At 61.5% G+C, this 22,553-nt stretch carries 26 protein-coding genes; 14 read left to right on the forward strand and 12 right to left on the reverse strand.

Annotated features, from left to right (window positions below; translation table 11 throughout):
- Nucleotides 1-255 precede the first annotated feature (255 nt).
- From O6760_RS28440 to O6760_RS28450, 3 genes are all read right to left on the reverse strand, one after another.
- Nucleotides 256-1,080 carry an MBL fold metallo-hydrolase gene (locus tag O6760_RS28440; protein WP_269583021.1) on the reverse strand — a complete coding sequence of 275 codons (825 nt, stop codon included), beginning with the start codon at nt 1,078-1,080 and terminating at the stop codon, nt 256-258.
- 10 nt (nt 1,081-1,090) lie between these two features.
- Nucleotides 1,091-1,549 (reverse strand): cyclic nucleotide-binding domain-containing protein, encoded by a 459-nt coding sequence (locus tag O6760_RS28445; RefSeq protein WP_269583022.1) that lies wholly within the window; start codon nt 1,547-1,549, stop codon nt 1,091-1,093.
- A gap of 99 nt (nt 1,550-1,648) precedes the next feature.
- Nucleotides 1,649-4,168: an ATP-binding cassette domain-containing protein gene (locus tag O6760_RS28450; RefSeq protein ID WP_332306210.1), complete on the reverse strand. Its 2,520-nt coding sequence runs from the start codon at nt 4,166-4,168 to the stop codon at nt 1,649-1,651.
- Between the two features lie 294 nt (nt 4,169-4,462).
- Here O6760_RS28450 and O6760_RS28455 point away from each other — a divergent pair, with 294 nt between their 5' ends.
- From O6760_RS28455 to O6760_RS28480, 6 genes are read left to right on the forward strand one after another with little or no spacing between them, the layout of a single operon-like run.
- On the forward strand, nt 4,463-5,680 hold the full coding sequence (locus O6760_RS28455) for a glycosyltransferase family protein (protein WP_269583024.1): 1,218 nt from the start codon (nt 4,463-4,465) through the stop codon (nt 5,678-5,680).
- Between the two features lie 44 nt (nt 5,681-5,724).
- Nucleotides 5,725-6,945: a glycosyltransferase family 4 protein gene (locus O6760_RS28460; protein WP_269583025.1), complete on the forward strand. Its 1,221-nt coding sequence runs from the start codon at nt 5,725-5,727 to the stop codon at nt 6,943-6,945.
- 24 nt (nt 6,946-6,969) lie between these two features.
- Nucleotides 6,970-8,097 carry a glycosyltransferase family 4 protein gene (locus O6760_RS28465; RefSeq protein ID WP_269583026.1) on the forward strand — a complete coding sequence of 376 codons (1,128 nt, stop codon included), beginning with the start codon at nt 6,970-6,972 and terminating at the stop codon, nt 8,095-8,097.
- Nucleotides 8,094-9,248 carry a glycosyltransferase family protein gene (locus O6760_RS28470; RefSeq protein ID WP_269583027.1) on the forward strand — a complete coding sequence of 385 codons (1,155 nt, stop codon included), beginning with the start codon at nt 8,094-8,096 and terminating at the stop codon, nt 9,246-9,248. Before O6760_RS28465 ends, O6760_RS28470 begins: the two co-directional genes overlap by 4 nt.
- Entirely contained in the window at nt 9,245-10,039 is a 795-nt protein-coding gene (locus O6760_RS28475; RefSeq protein WP_269583028.1) for a polysaccharide deacetylase family protein, read from the forward strand. The genes O6760_RS28470 and O6760_RS28475 overlap by 4 nt, the downstream gene beginning before the upstream one ends.
- The gene (locus tag O6760_RS28480; protein WP_269583029.1) at nt 10,036-10,341 is read left to right on the forward strand and encodes a DUF3088 domain-containing protein; all 306 of its coding nucleotides are present in this window, start codon (nt 10,036-10,038) and stop codon (nt 10,339-10,341) included. The genes O6760_RS28475 and O6760_RS28480 overlap by 4 nt, the downstream gene beginning before the upstream one ends.
- Before the next feature lie 25 nt (nt 10,342-10,366).
- Here the strand turns inward: O6760_RS28480 and O6760_RS28485 are convergent, their stop codons facing one another.
- From O6760_RS28485 to O6760_RS28500, 4 genes are all read right to left on the reverse strand, one after another.
- On the reverse strand, nt 10,367-10,867 hold the full coding sequence (locus O6760_RS28485) for a peptide-methionine (S)-S-oxide reductase (RefSeq protein ID WP_269583030.1): 501 nt from the start codon (nt 10,865-10,867) through the stop codon (nt 10,367-10,369).
- 189 nt (nt 10,868-11,056) lie between these two features.
- Nucleotides 11,057-11,269 (reverse strand): DUF2783 domain-containing protein, encoded by a 213-nt coding sequence (locus O6760_RS28490; RefSeq protein WP_269583031.1) that lies wholly within the window; start codon nt 11,267-11,269, stop codon nt 11,057-11,059.
- A 4-nt stretch (nt 11,270-11,273) separates the two neighbouring features.
- Nucleotides 11,274-12,884: an FAD-dependent oxidoreductase gene (locus tag O6760_RS28495; protein WP_269583032.1), complete on the reverse strand. Its 1,611-nt coding sequence runs from the start codon at nt 12,882-12,884 to the stop codon at nt 11,274-11,276.
- A gap of 74 nt (nt 12,885-12,958) precedes the next feature.
- Nucleotides 12,959-13,501: a VOC family protein gene (locus tag O6760_RS28500; RefSeq protein ID WP_269583033.1), complete on the reverse strand. Its 543-nt coding sequence runs from the start codon at nt 13,499-13,501 to the stop codon at nt 12,959-12,961.
- 190 nt (nt 13,502-13,691) lie between these two features.
- On the opposite strand from O6760_RS28500, the gene nthA reads away from it, so the two are divergent.
- From nthA to O6760_RS28520, 4 genes are read left to right on the forward strand one after another with little or no spacing between them, the layout of a single operon-like run.
- Nucleotides 13,692-14,327, forward strand: coding sequence for a nitrile hydratase subunit alpha (gene nthA / locus O6760_RS28505; protein ID WP_269583034.1), 636 nt, complete (start codon nt 13,692-13,694; stop codon nt 14,325-14,327).
- Nucleotides 14,324-14,983, forward strand: coding sequence for a nitrile hydratase subunit beta (gene nthB, locus O6760_RS28510; RefSeq protein ID WP_269583035.1), 660 nt, complete (start codon nt 14,324-14,326; stop codon nt 14,981-14,983). The genes nthA and nthB overlap by 4 nt, the downstream gene beginning before the upstream one ends.
- A complete protein-coding gene (locus O6760_RS28515; RefSeq protein ID WP_442969944.1) occupies nt 14,976-15,326 on the forward strand; it encodes a nitrile hydratase accessory protein in 351 nt (116 codons plus the stop codon). The genes nthB and O6760_RS28515 overlap by 8 nt, the downstream gene beginning before the upstream one ends.
- A 7-nt stretch (nt 15,327-15,333) precedes the next feature.
- On the forward strand, nt 15,334-15,786 hold the full coding sequence (locus O6760_RS28520) for a methyltransferase family protein (protein ID WP_269583037.1): 453 nt from the start codon (nt 15,334-15,336) through the stop codon (nt 15,784-15,786).
- Nucleotides 15,787-15,792: 6 nt separating this feature from the next.
- Here the strand turns inward: O6760_RS28520 and O6760_RS28525 are convergent, their stop codons facing one another.
- Entirely contained in the window at nt 15,793-16,683 is an 891-nt protein-coding gene (locus O6760_RS28525; protein ID WP_269583038.1) for a LysR family transcriptional regulator, read from the reverse strand.
- A gap of 98 nt (nt 16,684-16,781) precedes the next feature.
- On the opposite strand from O6760_RS28525, the gene O6760_RS28530 reads away from it, so the two are divergent.
- The 4 genes from O6760_RS28530 to O6760_RS28545 all read left to right on the forward strand — a co-directional run bounded on the left by O6760_RS28530 (nt 16,782) and on the right by O6760_RS28545 (nt 18,727).
- On the forward strand, nt 16,782-17,069 hold the full coding sequence (locus O6760_RS28530) for a DUF1330 domain-containing protein (RefSeq protein ID WP_269583039.1): 288 nt from the start codon (nt 16,782-16,784) through the stop codon (nt 17,067-17,069).
- Nucleotides 17,070-17,307: 238 nt separating this feature from the next.
- Entirely contained in the window at nt 17,308-17,568 is a 261-nt protein-coding gene (locus O6760_RS28535) for a PepSY domain-containing protein (RefSeq protein ID WP_269583040.1), read from the forward strand.
- Between the two features lie 2 nt (nt 17,569-17,570).
- Nucleotides 17,571-18,224 (forward strand): cytochrome b/b6 domain-containing protein, encoded by a 654-nt coding sequence (locus tag O6760_RS28540; protein WP_269583041.1) that lies wholly within the window; start codon nt 17,571-17,573, stop codon nt 18,222-18,224.
- Entirely contained in the window at nt 18,221-18,727 is a 507-nt protein-coding gene (locus O6760_RS28545) for a helix-turn-helix transcriptional regulator (protein WP_269583042.1), read from the forward strand. The genes O6760_RS28540 and O6760_RS28545 overlap by 4 nt, the downstream gene beginning before the upstream one ends.
- Nucleotides 18,728-18,922: 195 nt before the next feature.
- Here the strand turns inward: O6760_RS28545 and O6760_RS28550 are convergent, their stop codons facing one another.
- The 4 genes from O6760_RS28550 to O6760_RS28565 form a co-directional block, all read right to left on the reverse strand.
- Nucleotides 18,923-19,513 (reverse strand): class I SAM-dependent methyltransferase, encoded by a 591-nt coding sequence (locus O6760_RS28550; RefSeq protein WP_269583043.1) that lies wholly within the window; start codon nt 19,511-19,513, stop codon nt 18,923-18,925.
- 67 nt (nt 19,514-19,580) lie between these two features.
- Nucleotides 19,581-20,762 carry an ABC transporter permease gene (locus tag O6760_RS28555; RefSeq protein ID WP_269583044.1) on the reverse strand — a complete coding sequence of 394 codons (1,182 nt, stop codon included), beginning with the start codon at nt 20,760-20,762 and terminating at the stop codon, nt 19,581-19,583.
- Nucleotides 20,759-21,784, reverse strand: a complete 1,026-nt coding sequence (locus O6760_RS28560) for an ABC transporter permease (protein WP_269583045.1) — start codon at nt 21,782-21,784, stop codon at nt 20,759-20,761. Before O6760_RS28560 ends, O6760_RS28555 begins: the two co-directional genes overlap by 4 nt.
- Nucleotides 21,785-21,883: 99 nt before the next feature.
- Nucleotides 21,884-22,546 (reverse strand): O-methyltransferase, encoded by a 663-nt coding sequence (locus O6760_RS28565; RefSeq protein WP_269583046.1) that lies wholly within the window; start codon nt 22,544-22,546, stop codon nt 21,884-21,886.
- Nucleotides 22,547-22,553 lie beyond the last annotated feature (7 nt).

The raw sequence follows: 22,553 nt of genomic DNA on the forward strand, positions 1-22,553 counted from the left end.
GCCGACACCGAGAAATCGCAACAATTTAGTCCATTTGGACCATGCACTTAATGCATACACCCTGTAAACAACTATTGATCGTATCTGACGTTCAGGCGCGCCCGAATTTCAAGTCGCACCTGACCGTTTACCGGGTGCGCTTCAGGAATACCCGCATTCCTGCATCCGGCGTATGATCTTTTTTTAAACTATAGTGTTTTTTGGGCGGCCGTTTGGGCCGCCCATTTTTTTAAATAGTCTTGCCGCTCACACAATTCAGGGACGCAGCACCATGCCTTCACTTGCAACCAGCGTGCCCGGATAGGCAGATTGCGCCGCAAGGCCGATTTCATCCAATTCGTCATCGGACCGCCTCGGGTCATGATGAAACAGGACCGGTGTCCTGACGTTTCCTTCCCTGGCCAGCTGAACAGCCTTCTGCCAGGTCGAGTGCCCCCAGCCCTTATAGCTTTGGTACTCGTCGTCCGTGAACATGGCGTCATAGATCATGACATCGGTGTTCATGACGAAACCGGGAAGTGCGGCGTCGATGTCCGGGTCGCCGTGCTCGTGATCCGTGATGATACAGATCGATTTGTCCCTGAATTCAAACCTGTAGCCACAAGCCCCGCCCGGATGGTTGAGCTTGATGGTGCGGATGACGAGGTCGTCGGTGCGCGGGATCTGCTCACCGGCGGCAAAGGATTTGAACTCGACCGCCTTGAGGGTCTTGGCGGCAACCGGAAAGATCGGCGGTGACATGATCCGGCTGACAATTTCAACCAGGTTGGTTTCGTCCTGAAAATGCCCGGCCCATGCCGTTACCTCGAAACTCGGATCATAGGCAGGCTTGAAAAAAGGCAGGCCACAAATGTGGTCGAGATGCGTATGCGTGAACAGGAGATCGAAACGGCGCGTGTCGCACTTGCAGATTTCCATGCCGAGGTTTCGGGCACCGGAGCCGCAGTCCACGAGAACGAGCGCATCTCCGGCGCGGATCTCGAAACAGGAGGTTTCGCCACCATAGCGGAGCGTGCTCGACCCAGGTGTCGGTGTGGATCCTCTGACGCCCCAGCAACGAAGCGAAAATTCCTCGGTCACGTGTTACTCCTCAGCCGGCGCCGGCACCGCGGCGCGCATCGGCCAGATCTCGGGTTGTCCGTTCGAGCCTCAAGGCCAATGTCCGCATCACCTCAAGTGAGATATCCGGAAATTCTTTCAAGAGTTTCAAGAAATCGTCTTTCGATACAGTCAAAACATCCATATTGGTTGCAGCAACAAGTGTCGCGGTTCTTGGTACGTCGCACAAAATCGCAATTTCGCCAACGATTGAATTTTCAGAAACCTGGGCGACCTTCTTTTCTCCTTCCGGCGTTTCGACCAGAACATCCGCGTCCCCCGACAGGATGATGAAGGCGCAATCCCCTTCTTCCCCCTGCGAGCACAGGCGCTCGCCCGCAGGATACTCGGTGCGGTCGCTGATAAAGGCCAGCAGACGCAGCTTTGTCTCGTCGATGCCATGGAAAAGCGGCACCTTCCGGAGTGCCTCGACTTCGGCTTCTAGGGTCATGCCGACCTCCCGGTTCCGTTCTTGCCACGCACTGCCGCGTCCGTCATGCCGGAGCACGGAAAGCTGCACGGCCACCCGCTTGTCCTCACCGCCATCTTTCTATCCTTTGTCTGCAAGCCGTCCCTGGTCGAATGTGAAACGCTGGTCGAATTCAGCCGCGATATCCGCATTGGATGTGCCGTATAAGAACGTCTTTTCGGCAAGGATCGATCGCAATCCTTCACGGAGCGACTTGTCATCCTCGGTCATGCCGGTGGCAATATCATCCAATATGGTGATTTTCGCGTTTTTCAGAAGGCCGCGGACCAGCGCGATCTTTCGGCGCTGGCCTGCTGAAAGCTTGGACCCGGCGACCCCAACATGATAGCCGAAGCCGGCATAGATGATGGGCTTCCGGAGCCCGGTCTCTTCAACGATCGCGCGAATGACGTCATCGATGCGCCTGCGCGCGTCCCGGCGGTCGACCCTGGCGCGGCCAAAGAGCAGATTGTCCTCGATGGTCAGGGGCGGCAGGTAAACATCCGGGTCGAAGGCCACAAACTTGTCGTTGTCCTTGACGACCTCGTTCAGGAACCGCTTGCGGGCGCTGATGATCTCTGTCTTGAGCGCATCGTCCATCACGCCCAGACGATGCCGGGCCGGAACCAGCTTGAAGGCGAGCCCGGTGAGGCGCGACCGGTCGGCTTCGCTCAGACCGGGGCGCTGCTGCTCGGACTTCGCCACGCGCACGATACGCTCGAATTCGGGTATCTCGTCCAGCGTGATAAAGGAATAGGCACCGAGCAGCCCGCTGTCGCCGGACACGTTCGAGAACAGTTCCAGCATGGTTTCGGCGATCTTCAGACCGATCTGCTGCAACTTCTTGTCAAAGCCCGTTTCCGACAAAAATGCCTTCACCTCCTCAAGGTCCGGCACATCGTCCATCGTGATGTCCGGATCGGACGGAACGGCAAAGAACAGGTTGTCCGCCAGGCTGGCGCTCGCGTTGAACCTGTCCGGGTGCCAGAGTTCGACGAGCCCGCCGAGCGCGGGTTCCTTCGCGATACGGTCGGCGAGGCTGTTGCGCACGCTCAGGATCTTGTCGGCGAAGCCGTCATCCATGGACGGATCGAACCTGGACTGCAGGCCGAGACGATAGATGTCCTTGTCGATCTGGACCGCCTTGAGGAGTTCCAGCGCCTTTTCGTCCAGATCCCGCTCCGTGTCGGCACCGGCAGCCTGCAGATCTTCCCAGACCGCGCCCAGGTCGTAGATCGGGTTCATGGTCAGCTTCGCTTCGCTGACACGCCTCTTGTATAGCTTGAGGTCCTCGCCCTCCCGCTCCGGCGGAATCAGCGGCCTGTGCCTGAGGCCGTAATAAAGGTTGTCCCGGATGGTCCCCGTCCAGACATGGACAGCACCGCCGACATAGGCGATCTCGCGCCCGAGCGTCGCGTCCGTAAGCTTGTCGAGATCGTGCTCTCCGATACAGACCTTGCCTGTCGAGGCCGACACCAGTCCGGCGGCAAGTTGCAGAACTTCCGAACGCCCCGAACCGTCCGGCCCGACAATGGCGCATGCGCTGCCCGCGGGGACGGTCAGCGAGACGTCCATGACTTCCTGCCCTGCAGCGCCGCCGGAGAAATTCACGTTGTCGAACTTCACGTCGCCAGTGAGTTCCACGGTGTCGTCGGAGGTCAGCCGGTCGGTGTCATGTATGTCGGGCGGGTCGAAATTCTCGACCACGGTCTGGTACTTGACGCTTACATCGGCCGTCATCTGGTAAAAGGACAGGAGCAGCTTCCAGGGGCCGGCCAGGTCCTTGTAGGCTGCGATGACCGCCAGAAGGGCACCGATGCTCAGGTTGCCCTCGATGACCAGATAACCGCCGATCAGGTAGAAGAAAAACGGCGTCAGCTGGTTCATGAAGTTGTTCAGGAACTTGATCAGGAATTTCCGGTTGAAGATCTCGTAGCGGATCTTGAAGTTCTCATAGAGCCTGTCGGAAATATCCGCCGAGTGCCACGCCGCCGCGTCATTGGCGTGGATCTCGGCAACGCCGGTAATATTCTCGCCGACCTTGTCCGCGATGATCCGGACATTCTTCACCCGTTGGCGGGACAGAAGTACCACCCGCCTTTGCAACAGCGGAATAACATAGCCCTGGATCGGGTAGGAGCTGATGGCCGCGAGACCCAGAAGCGGGTCCTGCATGAAGATGAAGCCCAGCTGGACGACCAGCATGCCGCCCTGATAAGCCGGCAGCGCGAAGGCCTCACCGATATACCCTCCGACGTCCTCCACCTCCGAGGTGATCATCGGAATGATCTCGCCGGAACTGACTTTCCTGAAATGAGGCAACCTGAAGCGCAACACCCGCTGAAAGAGTTCGAAACGCAGGCGCCGCAACATGCGCTCTCCGAGCCGTCCCTTGTAGACGTTGAGGTAGAATTTCAGCCCGTTGGAGACGACCACAAGAAACAGGAACGTGAAACAGAGCAAAACCAGATAAGGAATCTGGTCGAAATCGAAACCGACAATCGACCGCGGGAAGTTGTCGCCCTGAACAGCGTCGTTGACGATGAGTTTCGGTAACTCAAGCAGGAAATAAACCACCGGATAGGTGAGTATGGTGACCAATAGAATAAAGATCTGCTGTCTGGCACTATACTTCCAAATAAAACCGAAAAGGCTCTTTTCCATCAGCTCATCCAAACAGATAAGGATCAATCATGTGCAAACAGATCAGATTTGATATATTAGCGATCCGAGATCGATGCGCCAGCCAGGATTAGCATTTGTAACAACCACTTTGAAAGGGTCCTCAGACCGTTCCTTGTCGAAAGTTTCCTGTCAAGGCATATCCGCGCGTGACAAGACCCGATAAGTTGAGACATAAGCCCACCGGGGCAGCTTTACAAATTTAGGGGCAGTATGAGTTCCAAAACGCCGAAGATTCTCATCTACAGCCACGATTCCTTCGGACTGGGCCACCTGAGACGTTGCCGTGCCATCGCCCAGTCGCTGGTCGGCGACTTCGACACCCTGTCCGTCCTGATCCTGTCCGGCTCCCCGATCATCGGCAGTTTCGAATTCCGCTCCCGGGTCGATTTCGTTCGCATCCCCGGCGTGATCAAGCTGCGCAACGGTGAATACACGCCGCTGTCCCTGCATATAAACATTGACCAGACCCTGGCGATACGCTCCTCGATCATCGAACACACCGCGAAAGTGTTCGAGCCCGACATCTTTATCGTCGACAAGGAACCGCTCGGCCTGCGCGGCGAGGTGCTGCCGACACTGGAAGCCCTCAAGGAAACCGATACCAAGCTGGTGCTCGGACTGCGCGACGTGATGGACGACCCCCAGATCCTCAAGGAGGAATGGGACCGGAAAAATGTCTATCCGGCCCTCAACGATCTGTATGACGAGATCTGGATCTATGGTCCGGAAGACATTTGCGATCCGCTGGAGGGAATCGACCTGCCTGAGCCGGTCAACGAAAAGCTGCGCTATACCGGTTTCCTGCGCCGTGAATTGCCCAAATCGGCCCTCGAACACCCCGCCCCTTCGCCGTTCGACGAGGAACCCTACATACTCGTGACCCCTGGAGGCGGCGGCGACGGTGTCGAAATGGTCGACTGGGTCATGCGCGCCTACGAAGCGCGGCAGCGGCCGCTGTTCCCGGCCCTGATCGTTCTCGGACCGTTCATGCCGGCGGCGGCAGCGACGCAGTTCAGCGAACGGGCGGAACATCTGAGGGATGTGGAAATCATCCGCTTCACCCCGCAGATCGAACCCTATCTCGCCAACGCGACCGCCATTGTCGGCATGGGCGGTTACAACACCTTCTGCGAGATCCTGTCCTTCGACAAGCCGACCCTGATGGTGCCGCGTGTGGTCCCCCGCCGTGAACAGGCGATCCGCGCCGAACGCGCCGAGAACAGCAAATTGCTCAAGGTCCTGCCGATCGACAGCTATCCCGATCCTGATCTCATGGCGAAGGCGCTTTCGGAATTGCCGGAAATGGCACCGCCCTCCGCCGCCGGGATCGACAATCTGCTGGGCGGCCTCGAGATCATTTCGACCCGGGTGGGCGAGATCCTCGACGACGCACAGGCGGATGACAACCGCAAGCTTGTCAATTTCTGACACATTCCGCCGTTCCCGCCATCCCGACACCCAAGAGACGACCGATGTCCCGTATCGCCGTTGTGGTCAAAGGCTATCCACGCTTGTCCGAAACCTTCATCGCGCAGGAGATCCTCGGCCTGGAACGGCGCGGCATCGGCATCCTGATCGTTGCCCTTCGCAAGCCCTACGATCCGTTCATCCATGACCTGCACCGGCAGATCTCCGCCGAGGTGATGTATCTGCCGGAATACGTGAAGGACGATCCCGCACGGGTCGCCCGGGCCAAACGCTGGGCGGAAAAACAGCCGACCTATGCGGAAGCCAAGGCCCTGTTCGAGGCGGATTTCGCGCATCAGCCCAATGCGGACCGCCGGCGGCGCTGGGCCCAGGGCTGCGTCTTTGCCCATGAGCTTCCGGACGACATTGCCTGGATCTATACCCATTACCTGCATACGCCCTGTTCGGCGGCACGCTATGCCGCCCATCTTTCCGGGCGGCAATGGTCGTTTTCCGCCCATGCCAAGGACATCTGGACCAGCCCGGACTGGGACCTGAAAACCAAGATCAACGATGCCGCGTGGGGCGTGACCTGCACGGCCGTCAACGAGCAGTATCTCAACGGCCTGGCCGACGACCCCGGCAAGGTCGAGCTGCTTTATCACGGGCTCGATTTCTCGGGTTTCCCGGCCCCGTCCGATACGCCGTCCCCGCGCGACGGCACCGGTGAACCGGTGCGCCTGGTCTCCGTTGGCCGCGCGGTGGAGAAAAAGGGCTATGACGATCTGCTGGAAGCGCTCCATGCCCTGCCGGACAGTCTCAACTGGCAGTTCACCCATGTCGGCGGGGGCGAACTGTCGGACACCTTGAAAGCGCAAGCGGATGCGCTCGGGCTTTCGGACCGGATCACCTGGCGCGGCGCGCAGCCGCGCGAAGAGGTTATCAACGCCTGCCGGGATGCGGACCTGTTCGTGCTGCCGTCGAAACTCGCCAGGTCCGGAGACAGGGACGGCTTGCCAAACGTGCTGATGGAAGCGCAGTCAATGGGACTGTGCTGCCTCTCCACCAAGGTCTCCGCCATTCCGGAACTGATCCTCGACGGCGAAACCGGTATTCTGGTTGACCCTGGTGCCCCAAAGGAGCTGGGCAGTGCCCTTGCCCGCCTGATCCGGTCTCCTGGCGAGCGCCACAAGCTGGGCTTGGCCGCAGCAAAGCGGGTCCGGTCGGATTTTTCCTCCAATCCGGGCCTTGACCGTCTTGCGGAGAAATTTCGTAAGGTGCTCTGACGTCGTTCAAGATCAGGAATGTCCATGAAAATCGCCTTCACAGCGCCTATGAAGCCCCTGGACCATCCGGTTCCCTCCGGAGACCGGACCATGGGCCGGCTGATCGTCAAGGCGCTGGATAGCCTCGGTCACGAGGTGACGATTGCCAGCCGCTTCCGGGCCTGGCGCAAGGAGGGCAGCGAGGCCATTCAGTCTGAAGTCAGGGCAGCGGCGCTCAAGGAAGCGGAGCGGATCGCCGCAGACTGGGAGCAAACCGGTTACCGGCCGGACCTGTTCCTGACCTATCATCTTTATCACAAGGCGCCGGACTGGATCGGCCCTGCCCTCACAGACCGCTTCGACCTGCCCTATGCCATTGTCGAGGCCAGCAGGGCGCCAAAACGCCAGACCGGCGACTGGGCCTTCGGCTTTGCAGCGGCCGATGCCGCCCTGGAACGTGCCGACGCCGTCGCCGCGATCCACAATGCGGATCTGGACTGCCTCGCGGCCGTGGTGCCGCACCGCAATCTCTCGGTCCTGCTGCCGTTCCTGGATGCCGAACCGTATCTGCGCGCGTCGACGGCCGCAAAGCCTCTGGCAGCCGCGCCGATGAAACTGCTCGCCGTCGGCATGATGCGCGAGGGCGACAAGACCCGGTCCTACGAGGTTCTGGCCGCCGCGCTTGCCGAGCTGCGCGACCTGCCCTGGCACCTGACCATCATCGGCGACGGGCCGATGCGCGATCATGTGCTTACCCTGTTCCCGCCGGAGCGGATCAGCTTTCTCGGCGCACTCGAGCCGGACGTTCTTCCGGAACATTATGCCCGCCACGATCTCCTGGTCTGGCCGGCCATTCGCGAGGCGTTCGGCCTGGTCCTGCTGGAAGCCCAGGCGGCCGGTCTCGGCGTCATTGCAGGAGACACGTTCGGCATTCCCGACATCGTCCGCAACGGGGAAACCGGCCTGCTCTCCCCCGAAGGCGATGTTGTCGCACTTGCCGCCAATCTCCGGCGCGTTCTGGACAGCCCCGACCTTGCCGACCGGCTGGGTGTCGCCGCGCGCCAGCATATTGTCGACGTCCACTCACTGTCGTCGGGTGCCGCCAGGCTGGAAGCCCTCGCGGAAAAGGCAGTGCGCAATCACAAGTCCCGCTCGGGAGGCGACACGGCATGAGCGCGAAAGCTTTCATCCACGTGCAGCACCTGCTTGGTACCGGCCATGTCGTGCGCGCCGCCGCGATCGGCAAGGCGCTGGCCGCCGAAGGCGTCGAAGTGACCCTGGCCAGTGGCAACCGGATCCCGCCCACGCTGGACACCGGCCCTCTGGACATCGTCGAACTGCCGGCGTGCAAAAGCCCGGATGCCGCCTTCAAGCGCCTTGTCACCTTGGACAATGAAGATATTGACGATGCTTGGAAATCCGCCCGCGTTAAAGCATCGATTCAAGTGTTTGAAGCGGCGGATTACGACCTGCTCCTGACCGAAACCTATCCCTTCGGCCGAAGGCAGCTGGATTTCGAGCTGACACCGCTTCTGGAAGCGGCGAAGGCCCGCGCAAGGCCGCCGCTGATCGCCACGTCCATCCGCGATATCCTGGTGCGCAAGAAGGAACTCTGGAAAGAGCGCTGGATGGCCGACCAGGCGCTGACATATTACGACCGCATCCTGGTCCATTCCGACCCGGACTTCATCCGGCTCGGCGACAGCTTTCCCTTTGCCGAGGATGTCGACGGCCTGGTGCGTTACACCGGCTATGTCGGTGGTGCCCCGCGCCCGGTCACCGACAGCCAGGATGGTACGGACGAGGTGATCATCTCCTGCGGCGGTGGCGCGGTGGCCGAAAGCCTGCTGTCGGCCGCCCTGGAGGCGAAACCCTTGTCCCGCCGCGCGGAGGACACGCCCTGGCGCGTGCTGATCGGTCACGACATCTCGGACGAAGCCTTTGCGATCTACCAGCGTAGCGCTGCCGACGGCGTGGTCGTGGAACGTGCACGGCCCGACTTTCCCGAGCTTTTGAAGCGCGCGCGCCTGTCCGTCAGCCAGGCCGGCTACAACACGGTGCTGGACATCCTGATTGCCGGCGTGCCGGCCGTGTTCGTGCCGTTTGCACAGGCGAACGAGACCGAACAGACCCAGCGCGCCGAGGCGCTTGCGCGCCACGGCCGCGCCGTGGTGACCCCGGAAGCCGGGCTGTCGCCGGAGCGGCTTGCCAGTGCCATGGACGACGCGCTGGCGCTGCCGCGAAGCCATCATGCCGTCCAGTTGGGCGGCGCCGAGGAAAGCGCCCGTGTCCTGATTGAAGACCTGAAAGACCGGATTGCATGACTTCTGACCTGCAGCGCTTCACGCAAGAGCTGACCCGACATCTCGACTGGTTTGCCGAGCGCGGCCGCAAGGTCCGCTTCTGGTGGCGGGACGACGATGCCATCGAGCCGACGCCCGCACTCGAGCGGATGCTGGACCTTGCCAACCGGCACGATGTCGACCTGGCACTTGCCGTCATCCCGAAAGACGCCACGCAGGCGCTGGCAGAACGCCTTTCCGGGGAACCGCATGCCTTTGTCCTGCAGCATGGCTGGCAGCATAAAAACTTCCAGCGCAAGGACCTCGGCGAGAAAGCCGCCGAACTCGGGTCGCGCCGGGACCCGGGTGAATTGATGGCCCAGCTCACCGAGGGCAAGGCGCGTCTGGAGGCCCTCTTCGGCGACAGGTTCCTGCCGGCGATGGTGCCGCCCTGGAACCGCATCGCCCCGGAGATCTGCCGCCGCCTGCCCGGTATCGGCCTACCGGGTCTTTCGACATTCACCTGGTTCAACTTTCCGCGCGACACCCAGGTCCAGTCCCATGTCGACATCCTGAAATGGAAGAAGCAGGTCCGTTTCATCGGCTGGGAAAGCGCCCGGCTGCGCTTCGACCTGCAGCTGACGCGCCGCCGGAACACAGGCGCCGAACCGCTTGGACTGTTGACCCATCACCTCGCCCATGACGACGGCTGTTTCGAGTTCCTGGAAGTGTTCCTGGAAATCGCGGCACATCACGAGGGAGCGGAATGGCCGAGCGTCAAGGAGCTCTTCTGCAAGGACAAGGTCCAAACTTCGGAGCCTGCCGCCGCATGAAAGACAAGCTGTTCCTTCTCGCCCCAGGTTTCGAGGATCCGGCCTTTCCCGGCAGGACCTTCTATTGCTGGCACTGCGCGCTGATGGAAGGCGTGCTGGCGTCCTTCCCGGACCTTGCCGTCAAACTCGATGTCCGCCGGATCGCCTGGCCCAGACCGCGGCAGGAACTGGTCGACCTGCTCGGCGAGGCCAATCAGAGCCTTCCGGTGCTGGTCCTGGCCGAAGGCGGTTTCATCGATGACAAGGACGCCATCCTGGCGGCCCTGACGGAACGCCACGGCTTTCCGGATCCGCATCCTTGATGACAAATCACAGCATCTCTCGCCGTCATTCCGCCGCCTCGACCTGCTCCGGCTTGAGCACCTTCGCATAGCGCTTGCGCAGCAAGGCCAGTTTCGGGTCGATATAGGTCTTGCAGAACGGCCGCTCCGGGCCTTTTGCGTAGTAGTTCTGAAAGCGCTCGTCTGAGGGTTTGAAGTCGGCAAGGGTCATGACGCTGGTGACCAGCGGTTCGTCGAACCCGTGCTGCAGCGCGCGCAGGATGCGGCCGACCTTCACGCCCGTTCCGGCGTCGTAGACATAGACCGCGCTGCGATACTTGCCGCGCAGCTTGTGGCGCGAGGTGCTGGAATGGGTCCGAAGGTGGATCTCGACCAGGTCCTCGAGCGGCAGCTCGACCGGATCGAAGGTCACAATGACGGCTTCCGACCACGCGTCCTCGGGCGGGTCGGAGCGCACGAAGCCCTGATCCACCCGGGATATGCCTGCAATTGCCTGAAAGACGGCCTCGGTGCACCAATGGCACCCGCCGCCCAATCCGATCTTCACCCCGGCCTCCAGTGGTCTGACGAGAGGCGCCCAGTGTGCCTGTGAGCGGGGCAAATGCAAAACGGCTTGGTCGAGATTCACACAAGGGAGATGGAAGATACCTTCAAAGATGTCACCCCGGACGCAGCGCGAGACCCTGGGTGACACCTGAGTTTGTGGATCGGGAATGGGCAACTGTCGCCGCCCTCCCTACGCTGCCTTCTTCGCCCCCGCTTTCGGGTTCGCCGCGAAATCGATCGCGGCCTTGAGGGTGCCCAGGTCGCCGATCTGGTTGGCGAGGATCAGCACCAGACGGGCATTCATGCAGTTGGCCTCCTCGTCGCTCATGTGGCGCTGGCTGGAAACCAGATGTTCGTAGAAACCGTCGGGGTCGGGAATGTTCCGTGTCAGGTCAAGAGCCATCGTTTCACGCGCCTCCCATCGCGGTTTTCAAGGCGGTCTCCACCTTGTTGTCGTTGAAGTAGCGCCAGCGGGCAGCGACATGCTGGTCCGGGCGGATCAGGTAGACCGTGCCCGGCTGGCCGTCATAGCGTTCGGCCAGCTTGCCTTCGGCATCGTCCAGGTCCTTGCCCACCTTGAGAACACGCGCCTTGATGCTACCGACAGAAATATCACCGGACGCGGTGTCACCGAAGACCAGCAACGTGAAACCATCCCCGACCTGGTTGAGGAACCAGCCCTCCTTGCCGTTCACCCGGACGGGCGCGTCGGTGCAGCAGGTGCCCGGCCGCATCTTGCCGGCGAAGCTGGATTCGTCCTCCGTGTTGAGCGGGCTGTGCTGGTAGGGTGTCGGGGTCGACAGGCGGCCGGAATTCACCAGCGGCTTGGCAAAGTCCGTCACTTCGGACAGGTCCAGCACCGCGTCACGGTAGCGGCGCGAGGCTTCGTTTTTCGGCGTGATGAAGTCTGTCGAGCGGGTCGAGTTCAGCAGATTGTCGTCTGCCGCAAAGGCCCGTTCCTCATGATAGCTGTCGATCAGGCCCTCGGGTGCCGCGCCATCAAGGACCAGCTTCAGCTTCCAGCCCAGATTGTCGATGTCCTGGACGCCGGTGTTGGCGCCGCGTGCGCCGAAGGGCGAGACCTGGTGCGCGGCATCGCCTGCAAACAGCACCCGGCCATAGCGGAACCTGTCGATCCGCCGGCAGGCAAACTGGTAGACCGAGGCCCATTCCAGTTCGAACTCCCGGTCCTCGCCCAGCATGGCCTTGACGCGCGGGATGATATTTTCCGGTTTCTTCTCCTCTTCCGGATCCGCGTCCCAGCCGAGCTGGAAATCGAGCCGCCAGACGTCGTCGCACTGCTTGTGCAGCAGCGCGGACTGGCCGCGATGGAACGGCGGGTCGAACCAGAACCAGCGCTCGGTCGGAAAATCCGCCTTCATGATGATGTCGGCGATCAGGAAGCGGTCCTGGAAGAACTGGCCGGAGAAACCGGCACCGACCATCTTGCGGGTGTCGGAATTGGCGCCGTCGCAGGCGACCACCCAGTCGGCCTCCATGCGGAAGACACCGTCCGGTGTTTCCACGGTCAGGGTCGCGTGGTCGTCGTCCTGGGTCAGGTTGATCAGCTTGTGCTGCCAGCGCAAATCGATGAGGTTCGATTTTTGTGCCTCTTCGACCATGTACTCTTCCAGGTAATATTGCTGGAGATTGATGAAGGCCGGGATCTTGTGCCCCTGTTCGGGCAGAAGGTCGAAGGAATAGGCCAGGTCATCCCGGAAGAAGACCTTGCCGACCTGCCACTCGACACCCTTTTCGATCATGCGTGTCGCACAGCCGAGCCGGTCCCAGATTTCCAGCGGGCGCTTGGCGTAGCAGACGGCCCGCGAGCCCACCGAGACGGTGTTGTTGTCGTCGAGAACGACCACCGGAATGCCGCGCTGTGCGAAATCAAGCGCGGCCGTCAAGCCAATCGGACCGGCCCCGATCACCACCACCGGATGACGCCTGAGCACACCCGTGCGCTGTTCCTCCGACTGCCGGTAGTTGTATTGCGGATATTGATAGGTTTGAAACATCGGGCTCTCCTCCCAGATCCGCCAAGGCGGTGTCGAGCGCGCGGCACTTGCCGCAGCGCGCGCATTTGTCGTCCTCACACATCGGCCAGCTCTTTGGCATGCAGCCATTCGGCATGTTTCGGCGCACGTTTGGTCTTTGACCACTCCTCCAGCATCTGCCACTTGACCTCGTCGAGACGCGCCAGCAAGCGGTCCTCCTCCGGATCCGGGCAGGCCAGCTCGATGCGATGACCATTGGGATCGAAGAAGTAGATGGAATGGAAGATCGAGTGGTCGGTGACGCCCAGGACCTCGACACCGTTTTTCTCCAGATGGTCCTTGAAGTCGATCAGCTCGTCCCGGTCCTTCACCTTGAAGGCGATGTGCTGCACCCAACGCGGCGTGTTCGGGTCGAAACCCATTTCCGGCTTGGTCGGCAGTTCGAAAAAGGCAAGCACGTTGCCGTTGCCGGCGTCCAGGAAGATGTGCATGTAGGGATCGGGTTCATGCGTGGACGGTACGTGGTCTTCGGCGATGGCCAGGATGAAGTCCATGTTCAGCATCTTGCCGTACCATTCGACAGTTTCCTTGGCATCCTTGCACCGGTAGGCGACGTGGTGCATCTGCTCGATTTTCATGGGACCGTTCCTCCGCAATTAGTTACATATGTAACTATATAGTCCCGCAGAGCGATTGCCTTGATCCAGATCAAATTGGTTACAAGCGCAACCATTTTGATCTGGAGGAAAACACCGGAGATCACGTCGGCAATTGACAGCACTCCGCCCGCGTTTTCATATGTGAGCCTCACCCTGCCAGGAGCCGCCCATGTCCGGTCACGACCACTCCCATGATCACGACCATTCAGACCTCAGCGACATCGAGTTGCGCGTGCGTGCGCTGGAGACCCTGCTGACCGAAAAGGGCTACATTGATCCGCCTGCGCTCGACGAGCTGATCGAGACCTACGAAACCAGGATAGGCCCGAAGAACGGCGCAAAAGTGGTCGCCCGGACCTGGACGGACCCTGAGTACCGGGACCGTCTTTTGAAAGACGCGACGGCGGCCATTGCCGAGTTCGGTTTCACCGGCCGCCAGGGTGAGCACATGGTGGCGGTGGAGAACACCAAGGCCACGCACAACATGGTCGTGTGCACGCTCTGCTCCTGTTATCCCTGGACCGTGCTCGGCCTGCCGCCGGTCTGGTACAAGTCGCCGCCCTACCGCTCGCGCGCGGTGCGCGACCCGCGCGGCGTGCTCGACGAATTCGGCGTGCACCTGCCCGAAGACAAGGAGATCCGGGTCTGGGACAGCACCGCGGAAGTCCGTTACCTGGTGATCCCGGAGCGCCCCGTTGGAACGGAAGACTGGAGCGAGGAGCAACTCGCCGAACTGGTCACCCGCGACAGCATGATCGGCACCGGGCTGGCGCTGGATCCCCTGAAAGAGGAACCGGTGACATGAACGGTGCCCAGGATCTCGGCGGCCAGATGGGCTTCGGCCCGGTCGGGCCGGAAGACAATGAACCGAATTTCCATGCCAAATGGGAAGAGCGTGCCTTTGCGGTGACGCTGGCCATGGGGGCGACCGGCTCCTGGACGCTCGATGCCTCGCGTTTTGCAAGGGAAACCCTGCCGCCGGCCGAGTATCTCAGCTCCAGCTATTACGAGATCTGGACCAAGGGCCTGGAACGGCTGGTGGTGACACATGGCCTTGTCACCGACGAGGAACTGAAACAGGGCAAGGCGCTTGTAGATCCCAAGCCAGTCAAACAGGTTTTGAAGGCGCCGGATGTCGCCGCAGTGCTCGCCAGGGGCGCTCCGGTCGACCGGCCCGAACGGCAACCGGCCCGATTCCGTGTCGGCGACAAGGTGCGGACCAGGCGCCTCCATCCGGAAACGCACATCCGCCTGCCGCGCTACGCGCGGGATGTTGCGGGAACGATCGAGGTGGTGCACGGGGTGCATGTCTTTCCCGACACAAATGCCCATGGCAAGGGAGAGCAGCCGGCCTGGCTCTATGGTGTTGCCTTCAAGGGCACCGACATCTGGGGGCCGGACAGCGATCCCAATCTGAGCCTGCGACTCGATCTCTGGGAGCCCTATCTTGACCTTGCCTGACGAGCTGCCCGCCACGCCGCGCCTGCCGCTCGACCAGGACGGCGGCCCCGTCTTCTCCGCCCCCTGGGAAGCCCGTGTCTTCGCCATGACGCTCCAGGCCCATCAGGCAGGTGTCTTCACCTGGCCGGAATGGGCCGAGACACTCGGCGCCGAGCTGGCCAGGGACGGTGACGGCAGCGGCGAGACGCTGGGATATTACGATCACTGGCTGACCGCTTTCGAAACGCTTCTGAACGCCAAGGGCGTCGCCGGCGCCGGACAGCTCGCCGATCTCAGGAAGGCCTGGGACGCGGCCGCCAAGGCGACACCGCACGGACAGCCCATCGAGCTGCAACGGAGTTGAGCGTGCCATGCATCTGAAGGTTCCGCCCGTTGCCGTCTTCCTGATCGCCGTCGCCCTGCTGGCCGCCGGCCACTATCTGTTGCCCGCCCTGTCGCTCTCCTTTCCCGGCCAGGTGAACCTTGCGCTTCTTCTCGGCCTTGCCGGTGTCGTTCCCGGCATCCAGGCCGTCCTGGAATTCATTGCGCGCAAGACCACGGTCAATCCGATGACACCGGACACCGCGACAACACTGGTCACGGGCGGGATCTACCGGATCAGCCGCAATCCGATGTATCTGGGGCTGCTGTGCGTGCTCCTGGCCATCGCGATCTTCTGGGGCACGTTGACGGCACTGGCCGTCATACCGGGTTTCGTCTGGTTCATGACCGAATACCAGATCAAGCCGGAGGAAACCGCCCTTCGAAAGGTTTTCGGCGCCGACTATGACGCCTATCTCGCCAAGGTTCGCCGCTGGATCTGAGCCTTCTCACTTTCCGAGATAGAACCCGCTGTTCTCCTTGTAGGCATCCGCGGCAAAGCGCAGGAAGGTGCGGATGCGGGCGACATTTTTCAGATCGGGATGGGTCAGGATCCAGATGTCGAAATAGCGTGTCGGCTCGACACCGGGCAGGCGCATCAGGTCAGGGTCGTGATCGCCCAGGAAACAGGGCAGCCGGCCGATGCCCATGCCTGCGCGCACGGCCGCATGCATGGTGATCATGTCATCAGTGACGGTTGCCACCTCGCCGTTGGGATAACGCTCGCGCAGGTCTTTCGGAACGCTGTTGCCCCACCACTTGAAAGCAACGAACGGCACCCTGGCGGTGGTCATGCTGTCGCGATAGGCCTCCTGGAACCTGCGGGCAAACTCGCGTGACACGTAGTAACACCGGTTCTGGCCAGTGGCGCGGCGTCCGAACAAGGTCTCGTCGGGCTTGTCGGTCACCCGCACGGCAATGTCGGCCTCGCGCCGGTGCAGGCTCAGGATCTCGTTGGCGGCGTTCATGGTGACATCGATCTGCGGGTGCCGCTCCTTGAACCTGGCAACGATGTCGGCAAGCTGCGCCTGGAAGATGAGCTGCGCGGCGGTCACCCGGAGCGGGCCTTCCAGCTCCGCGTCGCGGGCGGTGATGCGTGTGTCCAGCGACAGCACTTCGGCTTCCATGCGCCGGGCGGTCTCGATCGCCTCCTCGCCTGCCGCGGTCGCGGTAAAACCTTCCGGCAACCTGTCGAACAGGCGCGTTCCCATCCGCTCTTCGAGCGCCGTCAGCCGGCGCGACACGGTGGAGTGGGTCACGCCGAGCGACCGCGCCGCCCTGGTGACACTGCCCGCCTTGGCGACGGCGAGCACGAATTTCAGATCATCCCAATTGTCCATGCCGTGCATTTTTGCACATGAGCATTCCGAATTTGAAGAATTTTTCGCGTCCACCGATCTCACTATGTTGAGAGCGTCTCGACAAAAGGAGTTTTGAGATGACCGTACAAGCCCTCGCCATGATCACCGTCACCGACAAGGAAGCCCTCGGCGCCTACCGCGAAAAGGCCGCGGAAGCCCTCGCCCGCCACGGCGGCAGCGTTGTCGCCGCAGACCCCGAACCGCTGGTTCTGGAAGCCGCCAATGACGCCCCGAACGTCGTCGCCGTGCTTGCCTTCCCGAACGCCGATGCCGCAAAGGCGTGGCGCGAGGATCCGGATCTCGCCGACATCCACGCCCTGCGCAACAAGGGCGGCAAGTCGACGATCGTGGTGCTGCCGGGCTGAAACCAAGCGGCCGGCACCCGAACTCCTCCTCCCGAGGCATTCGGCCAGGTCCGCCTGAGAGGATGAGGGATACCAGGTGGGACCGGTCCGTTCCTGCCTGCAAGCCGCCCCCCTTGCCCGTAAGCAGGTGCTTACGGGCGCCCTTGTCAGCAATCCGGCAATCGACCGCGCCCCTTTCCCGGTTCAGATCTCGAACAGGCCAATCACGGCCCGGTTCTGTTCCAAGAAAGGTTTTTCCATGTTCAAGCACGTTTTTGCCACGGCCGCTCTGGTCCTGCTGCCGGTGACGGCCAATGCCATGCCCGCTGTCGGCGATACGGTCGGAACCAATCCGGCCGATGCCACGGCCGCGCTCGCCGAAGCCGGTTGCAAGGTTCAGGAGTTCGAGGCCGAAGACGGCAAGATCGAAGCGAAATGCACCGACGTCGCGAACATGCGCTGGGAGATCTATATCGACCCGAAGACCGGCAAGGTCACCAACGTCAAGGCCGACGACTGATCATGGCCACTCCCAAGTCGCGCCACGAAACCGGGAGGGCGCACAGCCCTCCCGATCCCTGGGACCCGGTCGTGCGCATCAGCCACTGGACGCTCGCGGCAGCCGTGATCGCCAACGGTCTCCTGACCAAGCCAGGCGGAACGATCCACATCTGGATCGGCTGGGTTGCCCTCGGGCTCCTGGCGCTCCGGTTCTTCTGGGGCCTGTTCGGACCTGCAGAGGCCCGGTTTTCCTCGTTCCTGCCGGATCCGAGAGCAGCGGTGGCGCATCTCCTTCAGCTCGCTCGCGGCAAGCCGAGCGAATACCCGTCGCACAATCCCGCCGCCTCGATCATGGTCTACGCCCTGTGGGCCTGCCTGGTCGCGGTGACGGCAACAGGCCTCGTGATGACAGGCGGCAAGAGCCCGGTCACCATCGCCGAGGAGAAGGCTGCGGTTGCGGCGGGAGACTGGTCGGTGCTGGTAGACCAGGACGACAGCGAACATGCCTCCGAAGACAACGACGCCGGAGAAATCATGGAAGAAATTCACGAAACGGCCGCCAACCTGCTCCTCATTCTGGCGCTGCTCCATGTCGCGGGCGTCGCGGTTGAAAGCCGGCTCCTGAGGCGTAATCTTGTCCGACCGATGATCTACGGCCGGGCCAGGAACAAATGAATTTCACCAGTCTGCGTTTCAGGCGGGGGCGGCACGAAACAACCGCCCTCGCCACCTTCATGGCCCTTCAATCCATTGCCGCAGTCTTCTTTGTCGGTGACGTCTTCGCCGATCTTGTCGGCGATCTCGGCAGCCCGCATTCGCTCCAAGAGGCATTTGTCGTCTTCGTCCTTGTTCTGGGCATTTTCCTCGCCGGCTGGCAATTGAGGCTCACCCTCCAGCGGATGCGGGACCAGGAACGCGCGCTCGACACCGCGCGCGGCGAACTTTCGAGGATCGTTGAAAACCAGTTCGAGGAATGGGGTCTGACACCGGCGGAACGAGATGTCGGTCTGCTTGCGCTCAAGGGACTGGATCTTGCGGAAATCGCCGAAATGCGAGGCGCTGCACAGGGTACGGTGCGCGCGCAGCTCACGCGGATCTATGCCAAGGCCGGTGTCTCCGGTCGGCACCAGTTCGCCGCCTGGTTCGTGGAAGACCTGCTCGTCGGCAAGCTCGCCTAAGCGCGAGAAATCAGCGCCGGCCAACCCTGGTTTCCGGCGTGCCCATGCCTCTGTATCCAATTGCGTCCTCCAGAGAAGGACCGACCGGCCAGCATCGCAGGATCGGCTGCCGGCTCTCGCGCGATTGGCCGATCCTGCAAGGCAGCGCTGACGCGCTTCCTCAGGATCAGGCCTGTTGTGCGGGGCGCTTGTTGCTCAGACCGGCTTCACCAGCCGCATGCGCCAGGTGACACCCTTCTTGTCCGAGACCAGGCGATAGTCGTCGAGGACCTCCCAGCTGCTGCTGTCGTCGGTTGCTTCCCAAAGCCTGTTGATCAGCTTGTTGGCGCCGGACTCCGGCTTCTTGGGGGAATACATCGACAGAGCGATGACGCCGTCCTTCTTGAGGAACGGCACATAGCGGGCGACCAGAGCCGCGGGGTCGTCGGCGAAATGCAGCACCTCGTTGAAGACGATGGCGGAGAACCGCTCGCCGTCTTGCGGCTCGAACGTGTGCATGTCACCGTCGCGAAGGGACGCGATCGCCGGGTCGACATTGGCAATCTCGAGCGAGGCCGGGGAAAGGTCCATGCCGACATATCGCCTGATGCCCATGGGCTGCAGGCGCTCGTAGAGCAGACCCTCGCCGCAGCCGATGTCGAGCACCTCGTCCATGGTTCCGGTCAGGCTGAGCCACATGCCGATGATGCCGTAGCGGCCGCTTTCGGGCAACGAGCGCAGGAAGGCCCAGCGGCCCGCTTCGTATTCCTCGTCCCAGCCCTGGGCGGTTGTGGCATTCTTCGACATGACGGCTTCCCAAATGTTCAAGGCGGGCCAGGAGGACGGCCCGCCGCTTCTCAGACTCTCAAATGCATCACTTATAGGGATCAGCCGCGTCGCGCAAACCGTCGCCGAGGAAATTGAACGCAAGCACCACGATAATGATCGGGATCACCGGCGCCATCAGCCAGGGATAGACGGTGACGACCGAAATGTTCTGCGCTTCGTTCAAGAGCACACCCCAGGAGACGGCCGGACGCCGAAGGCCCAGATTGAGGTAGGACAGCGCGGTTTCACCGAGGATCATCGACGGGATCGACAGGGTCGCCGAAGCGATGATGTGGCTGGTGAAGCCGGGCAGCAGATGGCGCGTGATGACCCGCTTGGGCTTGGCGCCCATCAGCACCGCCGCCTTGGCATATTCCTCCTCGCGCAGGGACAGGAGCTTTGACCGTACGGCACGGGCAAGCCCCGGCCAGTCGAGCAGGCCCAGGATGATGGTCAGGCCGAAATAGATCCAGACAGGGCTCCAGGTGACGGGCAACGCCGCAGAGAGCGCCATCCAGAGCGGCAGTTCCGGCAGCGAACGGATAATCTCGATGGCGCGCTGGATGACACTGTCTGCAAGGCCGCCGAAATACCCCGCTATGCCTCCGAAAAACAGCCCGAGCACGATCGAGATGATCACCCCGATCAGGCCGACGGTCAAAGACAGCCGGGCGCCATAGACCAGGCCCGAAAACTGGTCACGGCCCAGACGGTCCGTGCCGAACAGGAACATCGTGCCCCCTTCCGCCGGACAGACCAGATGGAAGGACCCGTCAAACAGCCCCCAGAACTTGTAGTCGTCGCCAAGACAGAAAAAGCGGAGCTTCTGCACCTGCGTCGTGTCGTCCTTGAACACCCATTGCAGGGTTTCCATGTCGATTTCGGAGGTCATTCCGTAGACGAACGGCCCGACAAACGAGCCTTCGTGAAACAGGTGAACCGGTTGCGGCGGCGCATAGAGATGCAGGCTGTCGCGGGTGTTCGCGCCGTAGGGCGCGATCACCTCGGCAAAGGGCACGCACATGTAGAACAGGATCAGGATCACGCCCGACCAGACCGCGAGCTTGTGGCGCTTGAACTTCCACCACATGATCTGCCACTGCGAGGCCTGAAAGAAGCGTTCCTGCTCTTCCGTCATTTCCTCGGTGACAGCCGGGTTGAACGGTGTCGGATCGACGTAATGCTCGACCTGGCGCTGGGAGGTCCTGTCCTTCATGTCGGTGCTCATGTGGACGCCCTCCCGCCAAGCCGGATGCGCGGATCCAGAACGGCCAGCAACAGGTCCGAAATCAGCATGCCGATCAGGGTCAGTACCGCGACAAAGAGCAGAATAAAGCCCGACAGGAACTGATCCTGCGACTGAAGTGCCGACACCAGCACCGGGCCGACCGTCGGCAGGCTCATCACCACCGAGACGATCACGGAGCCGGAGACCATGGACGGAATCAGGTTGCCGATATCGGCAATGAACGGATTGATCGCCATGCGGAGTGGGTATTTGACGAGAAGCTGGCTTTCCTTCAGGCCCTTGGCCCGCCCGGTCGTGACATATTGCTTGTGCAACTCGTCGAGCAGGTTGGCACGCAGACGCCGGATCATCGCCGCCGTTCCGGACGTTCCGATCACGATCGTCGGCACGATCAGGTGCGCAAGCACCGACATCGCCTTGTCGAAGCTCCACGGCTGATCGATATATTCCGGATCCATCAGGCCGCCGACCGACAGGCCGAACCATCTGTTGAAGAAATACAGCAGGATCAGTGCGAGCAGGAAATTCGGTGTCGCGAGACCGAAATAGCCGACGAAGGTAAAGCCGTAGTCCCCCCAGGAATACTGCCGGGTCGCCGAAAAGATGCCGATCGGGAACGACACCACGTAAACGAACAGGATGGTCGCGAAGTTGAGCACCACCGTCAGCGGCAGGGTTGGGCCGATCACCTGCTCAACCGGCTTGTCGAACTCGAAGGACCAGCCCCAGTTCCCCTGAATGAGACCGTCAAAGCCATGCGGACCGGGCCACAGGCCAACCCAGATGAGGTATCGCTCAAAGAAGGGCCGGTCGAGAGAAAACTCCTTGCGCAAAAATTCCAGCTTGGCAATCGAGGAGCTTTCACCGGAGGTCTTGAGGGCAGCAATCTGATTGGAAATGTAGTCGCCGGTGGGCAGTTCGATGATCAGGAACGTCAGGAAACTGATCACCAACAGGGTCGGCACCATCATCAGTATTCGGCGTATAATATAATAGAGCACCTAATCTCCCCTCGGCCCCAGCTCAGCTTGCAGTGCGGATTGGCTCGTATGCGAAAGAGCATTGAAGAACCGCACGAAAGGTCGACTTCCGTTTCGATATTATGACGTTTTAAGAACGAGAGTCAGTCCGTCCGAAAACGGCAGCATAGAAATTTCCACCCGGCTGTCATCCCTCAACCGCTCATTGAGTGTCCGGATATCGTCGACGGCCGGATCGCTCACGGCCGGGTCGACAACATCTCCGAGACGCAGCATGTTATCAAACACCATGATGCCGCCCGACCTCAGCAGCTTCAGCGCAAGCTCGAAATAGGTCGTGTAGCTTTTCTTGTCCGCGTCGATGAAAATCAGATCGAAGGTCCCTCCCTCGCCGGCGTCGAGCATGTCCGACATCACGTGTTCCGCGCGACCGACCCTGAAATCGATCCTGTCGCGGACCCCCGCTTCTTCCCAGTGCGTTTCGGCAAGGTCTTTCCAGTCCTTGCGTTTGTCGATGGCAACCAGCCGGCCGTCTTCCGGCAGGGCCGATGCCATCCACAACGTGCTGTAGCCGGTGAAAACACCAAGTTCCATGACCTTGCGCGCGTTGAGGGTGCGAATCAGGAAATGCAGAAGCTGCCCCTCCTCGGGCGGCACGCGCATGCTGGATTCGGGCAGGGCCTGCGTCTGCTTACGCAACTTCCTCAAGGGGGCGGATTCCCGGGTGCCATGCTGGCATACATAGTCGATCAGATCTGTTGTCATCTCAAGCCGATCGGCCATGGTCCCT

Source organism: Roseibium sp. Sym1 (assembly GCF_027359675.1).
Classification (GTDB): domain Bacteria; phylum Pseudomonadota; class Alphaproteobacteria; order Rhizobiales; family Stappiaceae; genus Roseibium.